Here is a 16,422-nt window from a genome sequence, read left to right as displayed (position 1 = left end):
AAAGGGGATCACTGCCGGAAGTCGGGTCGACGGGGGACCGGTCGGTGGTGCGGGGCCTACTCGGCGAGCGACCACGCGCCGTCCTCGCCCTCGACCACGTCGCGCCGCTCCATCTCCGCGAGCACCTCGTCGAGCCGGTCGGGCTGGGCGATCTCCATCTCGATGCGCTGGACGTCATGGAACTCCGCGAGGTAGTGCCGGATGTCCTCGCGGTCGAACGTCTCCTGGTCGGCCTGCTCCATGACCCCGGAGATCAGGTCGACCATGTCCTCGATGAAGTTCCAGGGGTAGACGACCCAGGTCCACTCCTCCAGGCGCTCGCCGACGTGATCCGGCTCGAACTCGCTGGACTGGAGCAACTGGAGCGTCGCGGTGCGGACCTGCCCGGGGTTGCGGTCGTTGACGTACTCGTAGGCGCGCTGGATCGACCCGCCGGTGTCGGCGATGTCGTCGATGATCAGCACGTCCTTCCCCTCGACGCTCCCCTCCGGCATCGGATAGCGGACCTGCGGCTCGCCGGCCTTCTGTGCGGTGCCGACGTAGTGTTCCATCTTCAGGCTCGTCAGGTCGTTCAGCCCGAGGAAGTCACAGATACACCGGCCGGCGAACCAGCCGCCGCGGGCCAGCGCGACGATCACGTCCGGCTCGAACTCGTCCTCGCGGACCTCCTCGCTCACGTCCCGGCAGAGCCCGTAGATGTACTCCCAGTTGGTGATAGTGCAGTCGAAGTCCTCCGGCAGGTCGCTCATGGGCGTGAGTCGCGCACGTCGCCACTTAACCGTTTCATCTCCGGCCGCCCGCCGTCCGACCGGCGGAGGCCGACGGCGAGCGTCACACCAGATTCATGCCCCGGGCGGGCGTCCGGACTGGCATGGACACCGTGCGCGCGCTGCAGGTGGATGCGTTCACCGACGAGCCGCTGACTGGCAACGCGGCGGGGGTCGTCCCCGACGCGTCCGGGCTGGTCGCCGAACAGATGCAGGCCGTCGCCCGCGAACTCGCGGTGAGCGAGACGGCGTTTCTCCTGCCGAGCGACGACGCCGACCGGCGGGTGAGGTACTTCACGCCGACGCAGGAGGTCGACCTCTGTGGCCACGCGACGGTCGCCGCCCACGCCCACCTGTACGCCGACGGGGCGATAGCCGCCGGGACCCACACGCTGGAGACGAACGTCGGCGTCCTCGACATCGACGTGACCGACGACGGGGCGGTCTGGATGACACAGGACACCCCGACCGTCCGGCCGGTCGACGCCGATTACGACCGGCTCGCGGACGCGCTCGACGTGCCTGTCGGCGCGCTGCAGGACGTGGGTGCTGACATGCCGACGGCGGTCGCCTCGACGGGCCTTCCGTTCCTCGTCGTCCCGGTGAACTTCCTCGAACACGTCGGCGACGCCGACCCGGACATGGCCGCCGTCGAGGCGATCTGCGACGAGTACGACGCGACGGGGCTCTACCTGTTCACGTTCGACGCGCTGTCGGGCGACGCGACGCTCCACGCCCGGATGTTCGCGCCGGGCGCGGGCGTCCCGGAGGACCCCGTCACCGGCACCGCCAGCGGCGCGGCCGGGGCGTACCTCCGGGAGGTGAGCGCGTTCGACGGGGAACTCCCCGAGGAGATGACCTTTGAGCAGGGTCACTTCGTCGACCGCCCGGGGCACGTCCGGGTGCGCGTCGGCGACTCGGTCCGCGTCGGCGGCGACGCGGTGACGGCGCTCGACGGCACGCTGTCGGTGCCGGACGCCGACGAGGACGAGATTCTGGAGGCGTAGCGGCCGCGCTGGCGCTGGAGCGACCCGGCGGCGCTACAGCTCCGCGCCGCAGTTCATGCAGAAGGAGACGTCGTCCTTGTTGGGGTAGCCACAGTCGGGGCACGCGACGCCCTCGGGCGTGTCGTCGGTCCCGGCGTCGTTCGGCTCCGTGGCCGTCGACGCGCTGCTCGACGAGCCGTCGGCCGCCCCCGACTCGGTGCCCGTCCGCTGGTCGCTCGATTCCTCGGCCGGAGCCGTCCCGGTGCGGGTGCTCCCCTCGTCACCCGAAGTCGGCGTGCCGGTCCGCGTCTCGGTGTCGGAGTCGGCTCCCGCGGACTCCTCGGAGGACCCCGTGTCGGACGCTTCGGCAGGACCGCCTGCGCTGGACGCGCCGGCGGGACCGCCGGCGTCGGACGGTTCCGCGGGGTCGCTTCCCGGCCGGTCCGCGGCGGCCGTCTCGCCAGTCGAGTCAGTCGGTCCACCGGCCGGCTCGTCGAAGCCACCGGATGACCCGCCGGTGTCGGTCGTTCCCCCAGACGGCTCGTCGAAGCCGGACCGGTCGTCGGGGCCGCGTGCGTTGCCGCCGGCGGGCGCGGCTCCTGCGGCGGGCTCCGTCTCGGCCGGCTCGGGCCGGGGCGCGCCGGCAGGAGCGGCCTCGGCAGCGCCGCCCGCGGTCGCCTCGTCGACGGCTGACGAGAGCGTCCAGTAGAACCCGATCGCCTTCCCGACCTGCCAGACGAGGACGCCGACGACGAGCGATCCGACCGCCAGCGGGACGTTCGCCGCCTCCTGTGCCTCCTGTTGCTGTGCCGGGTAGTTGTTGATCACGATGCTTATCGCCTCGCCGAGCCCCGACGAGAGCCCGAAGTAGGCGATCCCCATCCCGACGATGAACGACAGCGTTGCGATACCACGGTAGTAGCCGGCCCACTTGACGGCTCGTTTCGCTTCCATACTCCCTGTGACAGTATTCATCAGTTAAAATATCTTGGGCGACCGGAGTGGTACTCGGATCCGAGTTGGAATTTTTCACCAACGTTCGCAAAGTACTTTGGTGCGGTCGTGGTCCCTCCGGGTACAGCATGCCAGTACTGTCTCTGGAGGCGATCGGGGCGGGCGACGTCGACACCGTCGGCGGCAAGGGTGCGTCGCTCGGCGAACTGACGGGCGCGGGACTCCCCGTCCCGCCGGGGTTCGTGGTCACTGCGGGCACGTACCGGACGTTCATCGAGGAAGCCGGGATCGACGAGGAGATCTTCGAGGCCGTCGACGTGGACGTGGAGGACTCGGCGGCGCTCTCGGCGGCCGCCGACCGCGCGCAGGAGCTGATCCGGAACGCGCCGTTTCCCGACCACCTCCGGTCGGAGGTACTGGAGGCGTACAGCGGGCTGGGCGACGGCGACGCGTTCGTCGCCGTCCGCTCCTCGGCGACCGCCGAGGACCTCCCCGACGCCAGCTTCGCGGGCCAGCAGGAGACGTTCCTCAACGTCACCGGCGAGGCCCTGCTGGAGCGCGTCCGGGAGTGCTGGGCGTCGCTGTTCACCCAGCGGGCGATCTACTACCGGCAGAACCAGGGCTTCGACCACTCCGCCGTGAACATCGCGGTCGTCGTCCAGCGGATGGTCGACGCCGAGAAGAGCGGCGTGATGTTCACCAGCCACCCCTCGACCGGCGACCCGCGGATGATCATCGAGTCGGCGTGGGGGCTCGGCGAGGCGGTCGTCTCCGGTTCGGTGTCGCCGGACAACTACGTGCTCGACCGGGAGTCGGGGACCGTCGAGGAGGCCACCGTCGCCGAGAAGAAGGTGATGCACGTCCGCGACGACGACACCGGCGAGACCGTCGAGCGCCCGGTGCCCGAGGACCGCCGGAACCAGCGGGTGCTCTCCGACGCCGAACTCGACCGCCTCCGGGAACTGGGCGAGCGCGTCGAGGACCACTACGGCACGCCGCAGGACGTTGAATGGGCGATCTACGACGGCGAGGTGTACATGCTCCAGTCCCGCCCGATCACCACCATCGACGACGGGGAGATCGGGGAGGTCGACGGGTCCCAGATGGACGACGGCATGGAGCCCGAATCCGACGCACAGGCGACCGACGGAAGCGGCGTCGTCGAGAGTGCTGGCGAGGATGGCGGCGCGGACGACGGCGGCATCCTCGTCCAGGGGCTCGGCTCCAGCCCCGGTACGGCCAGCGGCGCGGTCCGGCTCGTCGGCAAGCTTGACGAACTGGACAAGGTCGGCGAGGGCGACATCATCGTCACCGAGATGACGACGCCGGACATGGTGCCGGCGATGAAGCGGGCGGCCGGCATCGTCACCGACGAGGGCGGGATGACCAGCCACGCCGCCATCGTCTCGCGCGAGCTCGGCGTGCCGGCGGTCGTCGGCTCCGGCAACGCGACGACGGTGCTGTCGGACGGCCGGGAAGTGACGATAGACGGCGACAAGGGCGCGGTTCGGGAGGGACGGAGCGCCGCCGAAAGCGGGGACGAGCGCGAGCCGATCGAGGACGCGCGGCCGGAGACGCCGGTCAAGCCGATGACCGCGACGGAGGTCAAGGTGAACGTCTCCATCCCCGAAGCGGCGGAGCGCGCCGCAGCGACCGGCGCGGACGGCGTCGGCCTGCTCCGGATCGAGCACATGATCCTCTCGCTGGGGAAGACGCCGAAGAAGTACGTCGCCGACCACGGCGAGCGCGCGTACGTCGACGAGATCGTCGACGGCGTCCAGCGGGTCGCCGACGAGTTCTACCCCCGCCCCGTGCGAGTGCGGTCGCTCGACGCGCCGACCGACGAGTTCCGCGAACTGGAGGGCGGCGAGGACGAACCGGACGAGCACAACCCGATGCTCGGCTACCGGGGCATCCGCCGGAGCCTCGACACGCCGGAGGTGTTCAAACACGAACTGACGGCGTTCCGACGGCTCTACGAGATGGGGTACGACAACCTGGAGATCATGTTCCCCCTCGTCAACGACGCCGAGGACGTGCTCCGCACGAAGCGACTGATGGAGGAAGCGGGCATCGACCCGGACAAGCGGACCTGGGGCGTGATGATCGAGACGCCCGCCTCGGCGCTGGGCGTCGAGCGCATGGCCGAGGCCGGCATCGACTTCGCCAGTTTCGGCACGAACGACCTCACCCAGTACACGCTGGCGGTCGACCGCAACAACGGCAACGTCGCCGACCGGTTCGACGAACTCCACCCCGCGGTGCTGGAGCTCATCGGCAAGACGATCGAGACCTGCCGCGAGCACGACGTTGCGACGAGCATCTGCGGGCAGGCCGGCTCCAAGCCCGAGATGGTACAGTTCCTCGTCGACGAGGGCGTCAGCTCCATCTCCGCGAACATCGACGCCGTCCGGGACGTGCAACACGAGGTCAAGCGCGTCGAGCAGAAGCTGATGCTGGAGTCAGTCCGGTAGCGCAACCCTCCCCGCGAGCGGACGCTTTTTACCTCGGGCCGCGTCAGTAGCCGGTAATGCGCTGGAAGCGAGCCGCGGCGGTCGGTCTCGTGGTTTCGATGGTCCTCCTCGCCGGCTGTAGCGGCATCTTCGGCGGCGACGCGACCGAAACGCCGACGAGCGACACGACGGCGGGCGAGGTGACGAACGACACGCCGGCGAACGCCACGACGCCGCCCGGGGTCGCCGGCGGCGAACTCGCGAACGCGACCGCCCTGACCGCGGCCCACAACGCCAGCCTCTCCGGCGAGGCGTTCGCACTGCAGATCACGCAACGCAACCGCCTCTCACAGGGCGGCCAGAACGTCACGACCGGCGCGGACCGGGCCGTCGCCGTCGGCGACGACGGCAGGTTCGTCATCCGGGCCAGCAACAGCCGGGTGAATCAGACCGTCTGGGGCAACGAGTCGGTCGCCGTGAGCCGGACCGTCACCGGCGGCGAACCCGCCTACGAGACGATGGACCCCGACCAACTCCGACCGCAGCTGTCGGGCCACCTCCTGCTGTCGAACTACCTGTCCGCCGGCTCCTACGAGGTCGCATCGACCGAAACGGTCGACGGGGAGACGGTGACGACGCTCCGGTCGACGGGGTACACCGGCTCCGACGCCATCGGCATCGACCCGGCGAACGTCAGCGTCTACGAGTCGACGGCCACGGTCGGACCGGACGGCCGAGTCCGCGAACTGGCGGTCCATCTCGAAGGATCCAGCGGCGGGAGCAACGTGACCCTCGACGTGCGGTTCGAACTCGACGCCGACGGGTCGGTCGACGTGTCGCGCCCGGGCTGGACCGACGAGGTCTAAAGGATAACGGATAAACCGCCGTCGCCGGTACGCTACGCCATGCGAGCCGAGCCGCAGGATTTCGGCCGGGTCCTCTCGTCGATGTGCACCGAGCCGCATCCGGCCGCGCGCGAGGCCGCCGAGCGCTTCCTGGCGACCAACCCCGGCGACCCGGGGACGTACGAGGCGGTCGCCGACCTGGAGGAGCGCGTCGTCGACGACCTCGGAGCGATCGTCGGGCTGGACGACCCCGTCGGCTACGTGGCCAGCGGCGGCACCGAGGCGAACATCCAGGCCGTCCGGGCCGCCCGGAACCTCGCCGACGCCGCGAATCCGAACGTCGTCGCCCCCGAGAGCGTCCACTTCTCGTTTCGGAAGGCCGCGGGCGTGCTGGACGTCGACCTCCGCCTCGCGCCGCTGTCCGACGACTACCGGGCCGACGTGGACGCGGTCCGCGAACTGGCCGACGACGACACGGCGCTCGTCGTCGGCGTCGCCGGCACGACGGAGTACGGCCGCGTTGACCCGATCCCCGAACTGGGTGCGGTCGCGCGGGACCACGACGCCCTGTTCCACGTCGACGCCGCCTGGGGCGGCTTCTTCCTCCCCTTCACCGACCGCGAGTGGAGCTTCGCGGACGCCCCCGTGGACACGATGACGATAGACCCCCACAAGGTCGGGCAGGCGGCGATCCCCGCCGGCGGCTTCCTCGTCCGCGACGAGTCGCTGCTCGACGCGCTCGCGGTCGACACGCCGTATCTGGAGTCGACCGGTCAGGCGACGCTGACGGGGACCCGGAGCGGGGCGGGCGTCGCGAGCGCGGCGGCCGCGATAGACGAACTGTGGCCCGACGGCTACCGCGAGGGGTACGAGCGCGCGCAGGCCGACGCCGAGTGGCTGGCCGCCGCGCTCACCGACCGCGGCTACGACGTGGTCGAGCCGACGCTCCCCCTCGTCGCGGCGGACGTGCCCGAGCGGGAGTTCGAGGCGCTCCGCGACGCAGGCTGGCGGATCTCGCGAACCGGCGACGACGAGCTCCGGATCGTCTGCATGCCCCACGTCACGCGGACGATGCTGGAGTCGTTCGTCGCTGACGTCGACTCGGTCCGGCCGCGACGAAACGTCAACACTTAGGATGCGAGGGTCAACGGTTCGACCGTGACCGGACCAGTCCCTCACGCGCCGGCCGACGCGATGGGGACCGTGGCGGGCGTCGCGGCCCAGCTGTTCGGCCCAGCCCTCCCCGCTTCGAGCATCGCGGCCGAATTGTTCGGCCCGGACTTCAGCGCCTTCCGCGCGGCCGTCGAGACGGCGACCGGCGTGAGCGGGCTCGTGTTGATCCTCGTCTACTCGTTTCTGATCGCCTTTATCCTCCCGTTGCCGAGCGAGGTCGTTCTCTTCCCGGGGTACGCCGGGATGGGGTTCGGTCTCCCCCAGAGCGTCGACTTCGCGCTGATCCTCCTCACGAGCGGCATCGGCAAGGCGGCCGGGAGCGTGTTCGCGTTCCACATCGGACAGGAGGCCAAACAGTCGGGACCGGTGATCCGCGCGCTCCGGAACTCCCGGTTCGACGTGGTGTCGTGGTCGGAGAACCGGACGGTCGAACTCGCCCGCGAGTACGGCTATGCGGGGCTCGCCCTCGCGCTCTGTGTCCCTGGCTTCCCCGACACCATCTCCATCTACGCGTTCGCGGTGCTGGAACGCGACTACTACCGGTTCGCTGCGGCTACCTTCGCCGGGAGCGTCGGCCGCCTGCTCCTCACCATGGGCGGGATCGGGCTCGGTATCTCCGTGCTCGGCCTGTAGCGCGGTCCCCGGCTCCGAAGCGCTTATCCTCGCGCTCGGCCAACCTCGCCCCGTGTTCCGAACCGACGGTCGCCGCGCTCGTTCTATGCGCCCGTAGCGGCAGGACCAGTCGGGAGGACCGTCGCGCCCGGGCCGGTCATGCGGCCGTCGCGCGGCGCTGAAACCCGCGGCCACGAACGCACCGCCCGCACAGCGACGCCGACGCGACCACGCACCGATGTACACGACCGAGATCCGCGGGCTTTACACCCGCACCGGCAAGAGAGCATAGCATGAGCCACGAGGACTTCCCCACCGAGGACCCCGCGGTGGTGACCTGCGGGCTGCCGTACGCCAACGGCGACCTGCACATCGGCCACCTGCGGACGTACGTCGGGGGCGACGCCTTTGCGCGCTCCCTCGAAAAGCTCGGCCAGGAGACCGCCTTCGTCAGCGGGTCGGACATGCACGGCACGCCGATCGTCGTCAACGCCGAGCAGGAGGGCGTCGACCCCGAGGACTTCGCGCTGGACTGGCACGAGCAGTACGCCGAGACGTTCCCCGAGTTCGCCGTCGACTTCGACAACTACGGCCACACCCACGACGAGACGAACACGGAGCTGACCCTCGACATCGTCGAGAAGCTCGACGAGGCGGGGTACGTGTACGAGAAGGAGATCAAGGTCGCGTGGGACCCCGAGGACGACCAGCCCCTCCCCGACCGCTACGTCGAGGGGACCTGCCCGTACTGCGGCGAGACCGCCCGCGGCGACGAGTGCGACGAGGGCTGTGGCCGCCACCTCGAACCCGGCGAGATCGAGGACCCCGTCAGCACGATCACCGGCAACCCGGCGGAGTACCGCGACCGGACGCACAAGTTCTTCCGCGTCTCGGAGCTGTCGGACTACCTCTCGGGCTTCCTCGACCGACTGGAGGGCACCGACAACGCCCGCAACCAGCCCCGGCAGTGGATCGAAGACGGCCTGCAGGACTGGTGTATCACCCGCGACCTCGACTGGGGGATCGACTACCCGGACGTCTCCGCGTCCGACGAGGACGCGGAGGCCCGCGGGACGGAGTCCCGCGCTGAAGACGATCTGGTGCTGTACGTCTGGGTCGACGCGCCCATCGAGTACGTCGCCTCGACCAAGCAGTACAGCGAGCGCGTCGGGCGCGACGAGTACGACTGGGAGCAGGCCTGGAAGGAGTCGGGCGAGATCGTCCACGTCATCGGCCGCGACATCATCCAGCACCACACGATCTTCTGGCCCGCGATGCTCCACGTCGCGGAGTACCAGGAGCCGCGGTCGGTGATGGCCAGCGGCTTCATGACGCTGAACGGCGACGGCTTCTCCACCTCGCGGAACCGCGCCGTGTGGGCGCGGGAGTATCTCGACGAGGGGTTCCACGAGGACCTCCTGCGGTACTACCTCGCGACCAACGGCGGGTTCCAGCAGGACGTGGACTTCTCCTGGGAGAAGTTCCAGGACCGCGTCAACGGCGAACTCGTCGGCACCGTCGGCAACTTCTGGTACCGGAGCATGCTGTTTGCCCACCGGAACTACGGCGGTACGCCCGACGCCGACCTCTCCGGCGAGGTCCGGGAGCGTGTCGAGGACGCCGTCGACGAGTTCCGCGCGGCGGTCAACGACTACTCGCCGCGCGAGGCCAGCGAGGCCGCGGTCGACCTGGCGCGCTTTGGCAACGAGTACATCCAGCGCAACGAGCCCTGGAAGCTCGTCGACGACGCGCCCGACGAGGCCGCGCAGGTGATCCGCGACTGCGTCCAGATCGCCAAGGCCGTCGGCGTCCTCATGGAGCCGTTCACGCCCGGCAAGGCCCAGGCCCTCTGGGAGCAGCTCGGCGAGGACGGCGACGTGAGCGAGGCCACCGTCGAGGCGGCGCTCGAACCGCCGGCCGACGAGTTCGCGGAGCCGACGGAGCTGTTCGACGGGATCGAGGACGAGCGCGTCGCCGAACTGAACGAGAAGCTCGAGGCCCGCGTCGCGGAAGCGACCGAAAGCGACGAGGGGCAGGCCGACGAAGCCGACGGCGAGATGAGCGACGCCGACATCGAGATCGAGCCGCTTGCCGACGACCGCATCGGGTTCGAGGAGTTCCAGGAACTCGACATGCGCGTCGGCCGCATCGAGACCGCCGAGGGGATCGAGGGCGCGGACGAACTCGTCCGACTGGAGGTCGACGTTGGCCCGGAGACCCGCCAGATCGTCGCGGGGCTGAAACAGCTCCACGACGTGGACGCGCTCCCCGGGACGAACGTGGTCGTCCTCGTCAACCTGGAGCAGGCCGAACTGTTCGGCGTCGAGAGCAACGGGATGGTGCTCGCGGCGGGCGAGCAGGCGGACCTGCTCACGACCCACGAGGACGCCGAACCCGGCACAAAGATCAGGTAGGAAACGCCCGCTATCGGCCGGGAACGGCCCGTGTTCGTCGCGCGCGGAACACCGCACTTTTTGACGGGGACAGGCGTACCGCCACGCATGAGAAACGCGAAGATCGTCTGTACGCTCGGCCCGGCCTCCGAGTCCCGGTCGACCATCCGGGAGCTGGCCGACGCGGGCATGTCCGTCGCGCGCCTGAACGCGAGCCACGGCTCGCGCGAGGACCGCGCCGCCGTCATCGACCGCATCCGCGAGGTCGACGACGCCACGAAGGACCCCCTGGCCGCGATGGTCGACCTGCAGGGCCCCGAGATCCGCACCGCACCGCTCGACGACTCCATCTTCCTCGAAGAGGACACCGAGGTCCGGTTCGTGCAGGGCGACCACGCGAATTCCGAGGAGGTCGGCCTCTCGCTCCCCATCGAGGGCGTCGGCGAGGGCGACCGCATCCTGCTCGACGACGGCCGGATCCAGACCACCGTCCTGCGCACCGAGGGCGACGCGGTCGTCGCACACGTCGACGACGGCGGCGAACTCCCCGGCCGGAAGGGCGTGAACATCCCCGGCGTCGACCTGAACCTCGACGTGGTCACGGAGAACGACCGGAAGGACCTCGAACTCGCCGCCGAGAAGAACGCCGACTTCGTCGCCGCCTCGTTCGTCCGCGACGCCGACGACGTGTACGAGGTCAGCGAGGTGCTGGAGGAACTCGACGCCGACATCCCGATCATCGCGAAGATAGAGCGCGCGGGGGCCGTCGAGAACCTGGAGGAGATCGTCGACGCGGCCTACGGCGTGATGGTCGCCCGCGGCGACCTCGGCGTCGAGTGCCCGATGGAGGACGTGCCGATGATCCAGAAGCGGATCATCCGGACGTGCCGGGACGCGGGCGTGCCGGTCATCACGGCGACGGAGATGCTCGACTCGATGGTCTCCGCGCGGCGGCCGACCCGCGCCGAGGCCTCCGACGTGGCCAACGCCGTCATCGACGGCACGGACGGCGTGATGCTGTCCGGCGAGACGGCGATCGGCGACCACCCGGTGCGCGTCGTCGAGGCGATGGACCGCATCGTCCGGCAGGTCGAGCGGAGCGAGGAGTACGCCGAACTCCGCGAGCAGCGCGTGCCGACGGCCGGGGACGCCCGCACCGACGCGATCGCCCGGTCGGCCCGGTACCTCGCGCGGGACATCGGTGCCGACGCCATCGTCGCGGCCAGCGAGTCCGGCTACACCGCGCTCAAGACCGCGAAGTTCCGGCCCGCGGTCCCCGTCGTCGCGTCGACGCCGAACGACCGCGTCCGCCGCCAGCTCGCGCTGTCGTGGGGCGTCAACCCCCAGTACGCGCCGCTGGCCGACGAGGGGGCCGACGCCGTCATCGAAAACGCCGTCGGCGCGGCGCTGTCCGCCGGCGTCGCCGAGAGCGGCGACACCGTCGTCGTCCTCTCGGGGATGATGACCGAACTTGAGGGCGCGAGCACGACGAACATGCTGAAGGTCCACGTCGCCGCCGAGACGCTGGTGACCGGCCGGAGCGTCGTCGTCGGCCGCGTCGTCGGCCCGGTCGCTGGCTCGGCCGACGGGGACCTGTCGGCCGTGCCCGAGGGAGCGATCCTCGCGCTCGACGAGTCGTTCGAGGGCGAGTTCGACGGCGACGCGGAGAAACTCGGCGGTATCGTCGACGCCGCGTCCGGGATGACCGGCTACCCGGCGCTGGTCGCCCGGGAACTCGGCATCCCGATGATCAGCGGGGCGGCGCTCGACGCCGCGGACGGGACGGTCGTCACGCTCGACGCCGAACGCGGCGTCGTCTACGAGGGCGACGTGGAGGCCGCACAGGCCGACCGACCGCGGTGAGCGACGGGGCAGCCTGATCGGCCACGGTGAGCTCCACCTCGGACGGTCTGGGCCAGTCCGTTTCGCGTCGACTGTCGACGGTTGCGGACCACGCCCCGGAGCGAACCATCGCAGCCCGTTAGAGACGTGCACCAATATCCCTTTACTCCACACGGCACTACGTTCAAACGACAGTATCGGGGAGCGGACACCGAACGCGCGACGCGGCGAGGGCTGGCCACGGATCTCCCAGCAAATGACAACTCACGACTACTGTGACGACGGGACGAACGGGCGAACCGACAGCGGGAACGATGGACCGACGCGCCGACGGCTGATCGGCATCGCGGGTACGGCCGCGGCAGTCGGGATCGCAGGCTGTCTGGGCGGGAGCGACGACAATGCGGCCGCACCCGCGGCGGTCGACGTGCCAGCGAACGCCGAGTGCGACGTCTGCGGGATGGTGATCACCAGGCATCCCGGTCCGACCACGGAAGTGTTTTACGCCGACGAGCAGCCAAACGGGCACGACAACCCGGCGCGGTTCGACAGCACGTGGGAGGCGTTCCAGTTCGACTTCGAGCGCGAGGACTGGACACGCGAGGCGTTCTACGTCACCGACTACTCGACCGTCGACTACGAGGTCCGCACGGATGGCGGCCAGCAGCTCATCTCCACGCACACGACCGCCGACGCGTTCGTGGACGCGACAGAGGTCACGTTCGTCGTCGCCTCGGAGGTGGTCGGCGCGATGGGACGGGACCTCATTGCGTTCTCGGACCGCGCCGACGCGGAGGCGTTCCGGTCCGACCACGGCGGGGAACTGGCGGCGTTCGACGATGTGACGCCGGCGATGATCGCCGAGCTCGGGATGTGACCCGGTGATGCTCGGGCGCGACCTGACGGTGCTGCTCGCCGTCACGTTGCTCGCGTTGAGCTACTCGCTCGTCGTTCCCGTTCCGGGTGGCGAGGGGCTCGAACCCGCACCGTTCGAGGATACCTACGACCTCGGCCTCACGGGGACCGACATCCGGGAGGCCGACGAGCGCGGGCTGTCGGTCCCGCGAGTCGAGGCGTACTACTCCGGCTTCGAGTACGTGGTCGGATTCAACGGGATCGGGTCGTACGTCGCCGAGCAGTCTCGCACGGGCCACCAGCGGCAGTTCGGCCGGACGGTGGCCGTCTTCGTCTCGGACTACACCGACACGAACGCCACGCTCACCGACGAGGGGTATCTGCAGACGACGCGATACGCGGGGTTCGTTCCGGCCGACGGGACGTTCGTCGTCGTGGACAGCCGTGCGCGCCTCCCGAGCGGACGGATCGCTGTCCCCTTCTCCGAGCGCGCGGCCGCCGAGTCGTTCGCCGACGAGTACGGCGGTCGGGTCGTCCCGTGGTCCGAGGTTGCATCGGCAGCCGACCCCGGGAACCCGCTGACGCGGGAGCGGTTCCGGTCGGCCGTCGAGAACCGCTCGACCTGGGCGGACGACACCGTCGCGTCCGCGCGGTCGCTCCGTGACCGTCCGACCGCGGTCGTCGTCGGGCGGGATGCGCCGACGATCGAGGCGGCCGTCGCCGAAGCGCCGCCGAACACTACCGTCGAGGTGCCAGCTGGCACGTATCGGACCGACGGCCTCGCGGTCAACAAATCCGTGACCATCGAGGGAGTCGGCCCGGCGACCCACATCCGCGGCGACGGGAACGGGACCGTCGTCCGGATCAACGCCGACCGCGTCGGCCTCGTGGACCTGCGGATAGACGGAGTCGGCGACGTCGGGAGCAGGCGGGCCGAGCTCAACGAGTCCCAGCTCGAGGACCTCGGCTGGTCCGAGAACGTCGAGCTGGCGTACGGCCGCGGGGATGCGGCGGTCGCGCTGTCCGCGGCGAATCGCTCGCTCGTCGAGGACGTCGCCATCGACACTCCAGCGTCCGGGATCATCGTCCTCCACAGTCGAGGCACGGTGATCCGGGACGTGGACCTGAACCTGAGCGGCGGCACCGAGGCGGGGTTCATGGGTCTGGTTGCGATGTACGACGAGATCGTCGTCGAGGACAGCCGGTTCCGGGGTGGACGTGACGGCATCTACACCCACCGCAGCGACGGCATCGTCGTGCGCGACAACGAGTTTTCCGGGGGCCGCTTCGGCGTCCACGAGATGTACACGTCCGGCAGCCTCGTGCGGAACAACACCGTTCGCGACGAGCGGACCGGGATCATCATCATGACGCGTCCCACCGGGAACCTCGTGGTCGGGAACGACGTCCGGGACTCCGAGATCGGCCTCTCGGTCGCGGGGTCGAACTCCTACTACGCCGGGAACGTTCTCGCGGACAACGGTCGCGGCCTCGACGTGCTCGGCAGACAGTCGCTGATCGAGCGCAACACGATCGTCGCAAACGGGATCGGGATCCGGAGCGGGTCGGGGCTGCCGACGAACCTCGTCACCGACAACGACATCGTCGACAATCGACAGGCCGTGACGGCCGGCCGCGGCCCCCTCCGCGTGTGGACCGTCACGGGTGCTGGGAACTACTGGGGCCCGATGCCGAGCGCGGACGGGGACGGCGACGGGATGTACGATCGAACCTACAGGCCTACGGGCGGTGTCGACCGCCTGCTTCAGGACACGGCGGGGTCGTGGACGCTCGCGCGGTCCCCCGCGATCGGCCTCGAACGCGGCGTGGAGGACAGCGTCCCCGGGTTGCGTTCGACCGGGGTCATCGACACGGCGCCGCGAGTGCGGCCGGCCCGCCCCGACGTGCTGACGACGGTCCGCGGGACGACCAACGCGACGGCCGGGGGGGGGGACGCATGACCGAGACGCCGACCGACGCGCCGCTGACGCTCGACGCTGCGTCGTTTGCCTTCGGCGACGTGACGGTGCTCGACGACGCCGGGGTCGAACTTCGGGCGGGCGACCTGACGGCGCTCGTCGGGCCGAACGGCTCCGGGAAGACGACGGTGCTCGAACTGCTCGCCGGCCTCCGCGCGCCGGACTCGGGCGCGGTCGGTCGCCCGACCGGGACCGCTCGTCCGGTCGCGTACCTCCCGCAGCAACCCCGGTTCCGGGCGGGCTTCAGCGTCGCCGAGACGCTTGGATTCTACGCCCGCCTCGTCGATGCCGAGGTCGACACGGACGCGCTGCTGGAGCGGGTCGGCCTCGGCGACGCGCGGGACCGCCCCGTGACCGCACTCTCCGGCGGAATGACCCGGCTGCTCGGCGTCGCCCAGGCGCTCGTCGGCGACCCGCCGGCGCTCGTGCTCGACGAGCCAACGAGCGGCCTCGACCCGGACGTCGCCGACCACATCTTCGACGTCGTCGAGGCGATCGCGGCCGACGACCGACTCGTCGTCATCGCGTCCCACGACCTCGCTGCCATCGAAGAGCGCGCCGACCGCGTCCTCGCGCTCGGCGGCGGCGAGTTCGTCCTCGACGGGCCGCCGGCGGCGCTGTGCGACGCGACCGACAGCGACAGCCTCCGCGAGGCGTTCTCCGCGTCGGTCGGTGGGGAAGCCCGTGGAGCGGTCGACGTTCGGGCTGCACGCTCGGGAGGTGACGAGTGATGCGGCGACGCGACCGCGTGTTCGCCGTCGTCGACCGGGAGCTCAGGACACTCCTCCGCAGTCGGACGGTCGTCGCCGTCGCCGCCGTCTTCGCCGCGGTCGTCGTCGGTCTCGGCGGCGTGGCGCGGGGGTCTCCCGGCGGCTACGTGTCGCTGACGTACGACCTGCTGTTGCCGGTTGAAGTGCTGGTGCCGACGCTGGCGTTCGCGTACGTCTACCGGTCCGTGCGCGGCGACGACGAGCGGGGCGAACTGGCCGTGATCCGGACGTACGACGTGTCGCGGGCGGACTACGTGCTCGGCGTGTTCGTCGGCCGCACGGCCGCCCTGCTGGTGGTCGTGCTGGCCTCCCTCGGCGCTGCCGGGGCCGTCGCCAGCCTCGGGACCGGACCCACGTCCTCGTTCTTTGCGACCCACTCCGCCGGGGACACGCTCGTGGTCTACGCGCGCTTCGTGCTCTTCGCCGCGGTGTACGCGGTCGTCGTCGCCGCGCTCGCGCTCGCCGTCTCGGCGGCGACGCGGACGAAGCGCGAGGCGCTCGCCGCCGCCGTCGGGGTGCTGCTCGCCGTCGCGGTCGGGATCGACCTGCTGCTCGTCACGCTCGTCTCCGCCGACGTGGTCGGCGGGGGCGCGATCGCGGGCCTCAACGGACTGAGCCCCGCAAGCGGCTTCCGCGGGCTGGTGCTCGAACTCGCGATCCGGCCCGCGCTCGCGGAGCCGCCCGCTGCTGCGACGGCATCACCCGTCGTGAGCGCTCTCGGTCTGCTGACGTGGGTCGTCGCCGCGCTCGGCCTTGCGACCGCGGCGGTGTGGCCCGACGTATCGTAGTGCGG

General features: G+C 70.5%; 13 protein-coding genes. 11 read left to right on the top strand and 2 right to left on the bottom strand.

From position 1 onward, the window contains the following. Positions 1-56 precede the first annotated feature (56 nt). The gene (locus D8896_RS14375) at positions 57-749 is read right to left on the bottom strand and encodes a phosphoribosyltransferase (RefSeq protein ID WP_121822806.1); all 693 of its coding nucleotides are present in this window, start codon (positions 747-749) and stop codon (positions 57-59) included. Positions 750-871: 122 nt separating this feature from the next. Here D8896_RS14375 and D8896_RS14370 point away from each other — a divergent pair, with 122 nt between their 5' ends. Beyond that, positions 872-1,774, top strand: coding sequence for a PhzF family phenazine biosynthesis protein (locus tag D8896_RS14370; RefSeq protein ID WP_121822805.1), 903 nt, complete (start codon positions 872-874; stop codon positions 1,772-1,774). A gap of 33 nt (positions 1,775-1,807) precedes the next feature. On the opposite strand, the gene D8896_RS14365 is transcribed toward D8896_RS14370, so the two are convergent. Beyond that, complete coding sequence (locus D8896_RS14365) at positions 1,808-2,707, bottom strand: zinc-ribbon domain-containing protein (RefSeq protein WP_162991574.1); 900 nt, start codon at positions 2,705-2,707, stop codon at positions 1,808-1,810. A 128-nt stretch (positions 2,708-2,835) separates the two neighbouring features. Between D8896_RS14365 and ppsA the strand changes: the two genes are divergently transcribed. From ppsA to D8896_RS14315, 10 genes are all read left to right on the top strand, one after another. Then, entirely contained in the window at positions 2,836-5,181 is a 2,346-nt protein-coding gene (gene ppsA, locus D8896_RS14360) for a phosphoenolpyruvate synthase (protein ID WP_121822803.1), read from the top strand. A gap of 56 nt (positions 5,182-5,237) precedes the next feature. Continuing rightward, positions 5,238-6,026, top strand: a complete 789-nt coding sequence (locus D8896_RS14355; RefSeq protein ID WP_121822802.1) for a DUF7537 family lipoprotein — start codon at positions 5,238-5,240, stop codon at positions 6,024-6,026. Positions 6,027-6,065: 39 nt separating this feature from the next. Beyond that, the gene (gene mfnA / locus D8896_RS14350) at positions 6,066-7,139 is read left to right on the top strand and encodes a tyrosine decarboxylase MfnA (RefSeq protein WP_121822801.1); all 1,074 of its coding nucleotides are present in this window, start codon (positions 6,066-6,068) and stop codon (positions 7,137-7,139) included. 60 nt (positions 7,140-7,199) lie between these two features. After that, positions 7,200-7,811, top strand: coding sequence for a YqaA family protein (locus tag D8896_RS14345; RefSeq protein WP_121822800.1), 612 nt, complete (start codon positions 7,200-7,202; stop codon positions 7,809-7,811). 272 nt (positions 7,812-8,083) lie between these two features. After that, positions 8,084-10,204: a methionine--tRNA ligase gene (gene metG / locus D8896_RS14340; protein ID WP_121822799.1), complete on the top strand. Its 2,121-nt coding sequence runs from the start codon at positions 8,084-8,086 to the stop codon at positions 10,202-10,204. Positions 10,205-10,291: 87 nt separating this feature from the next. Then, complete coding sequence (pyk, locus tag D8896_RS14335) at positions 10,292-12,046, top strand: pyruvate kinase (RefSeq protein ID WP_121822798.1); 1,755 nt, start codon at positions 10,292-10,294, stop codon at positions 12,044-12,046. A gap of 235 nt (positions 12,047-12,281) precedes the next feature. Beyond that, on the top strand, positions 12,282-12,902 hold the full coding sequence (locus D8896_RS14330; RefSeq protein ID WP_121822797.1) for a nitrous oxide reductase accessory protein NosL: 621 nt from the start codon (positions 12,282-12,284) through the stop codon (positions 12,900-12,902). 7 nt (positions 12,903-12,909) lie between these two features. Continuing rightward, complete coding sequence (locus tag D8896_RS14325; RefSeq protein WP_121822796.1) at positions 12,910-14,841, top strand: NosD domain-containing protein; 1,932 nt, start codon at positions 12,910-12,912, stop codon at positions 14,839-14,841. After that, on the top strand, positions 14,838-15,590 hold the full coding sequence (locus D8896_RS14320; protein ID WP_121822795.1) for an ABC transporter ATP-binding protein: 753 nt from the start codon (positions 14,838-14,840) through the stop codon (positions 15,588-15,590). Before D8896_RS14325 ends, D8896_RS14320 begins: the two co-directional genes overlap by 4 nt. Beyond that, the gene (locus tag D8896_RS14315; protein ID WP_121822794.1) at positions 15,590-16,417 is read left to right on the top strand and encodes an ABC transporter permease subunit; all 828 of its coding nucleotides are present in this window, start codon (positions 15,590-15,592) and stop codon (positions 16,415-16,417) included. Before D8896_RS14320 ends, D8896_RS14315 begins: the two co-directional genes overlap by 1 nt. Positions 16,418-16,422 lie beyond the last annotated feature (5 nt).

It is taken from the genome of Halostella salina, from assembly GCF_003675855.1.
Classification (GTDB): Archaea; Halobacteriota; Halobacteria; order Halobacteriales; family Natronoarchaeaceae; genus Halostella; species Halostella salina.
Note: the sequence above shows the minus strand (reverse complement) of the source record. Positions and strands in the feature narration are given on the sequence as shown.

Bases quoted from the DNA above. Each gene is read 5' to 3' on its own strand.
- D8896_RS14370 (WP_121822805.1), top strand. From the start codon at position 872: ATGGACACCGTGCGCGCGCTGCAGGTGGATGCGTTCACCGACGAGCCG.
- D8896_RS14345 (WP_121822800.1), top strand. From the start codon at position 7,200: ATGGGGACCGTGGCGGGCGTCGCGGCCCAGCTGTTCGGCCCAGCCCTC.
- D8896_RS14375 (WP_121822806.1), bottom strand. From the start codon at position 749: ATGAGCGACCTGCCGGAGGACTTCGACTGCACTATCACCAACTGGGAG.
- D8896_RS14330 (WP_121822797.1), top strand. From the start codon at position 12,282: ATGACAACTCACGACTACTGTGACGACGGGACGAACGGGCGAACCGAC.
- ppsA (WP_121822803.1), top strand. From the start codon at position 2,836: ATGCCAGTACTGTCTCTGGAGGCGATCGGGGCGGGCGACGTCGACACC.
- D8896_RS14355 (WP_121822802.1), top strand. From the start codon at position 5,238: ATGCGCTGGAAGCGAGCCGCGGCGGTCGGTCTCGTGGTTTCGATGGTC.
- metG (WP_121822799.1), top strand. From the start codon at position 8,084: ATGAGCCACGAGGACTTCCCCACCGAGGACCCCGCGGTGGTGACCTGC.
- D8896_RS14325 (WP_121822796.1), top strand. From the start codon at position 12,910: ATGCTCGGGCGCGACCTGACGGTGCTGCTCGCCGTCACGTTGCTCGCG.
- D8896_RS14315 (WP_121822794.1), top strand. From the start codon at position 15,590: ATGCGGCGACGCGACCGCGTGTTCGCCGTCGTCGACCGGGAGCTCAGG.
- pyk (WP_121822798.1), top strand. From the start codon at position 10,292: ATGAGAAACGCGAAGATCGTCTGTACGCTCGGCCCGGCCTCCGAGTCC.
- D8896_RS14320 (WP_121822795.1), top strand. From the start codon at position 14,838: ATGACCGAGACGCCGACCGACGCGCCGCTGACGCTCGACGCTGCGTCG.
- mfnA (WP_121822801.1), top strand. From the start codon at position 6,066: ATGCGAGCCGAGCCGCAGGATTTCGGCCGGGTCCTCTCGTCGATGTGC.
- D8896_RS14365 (WP_162991574.1), bottom strand. From the start codon at position 2,707: ATGGAAGCGAAACGAGCCGTCAAGTGGGCCGGCTACTACCGTGGTATC.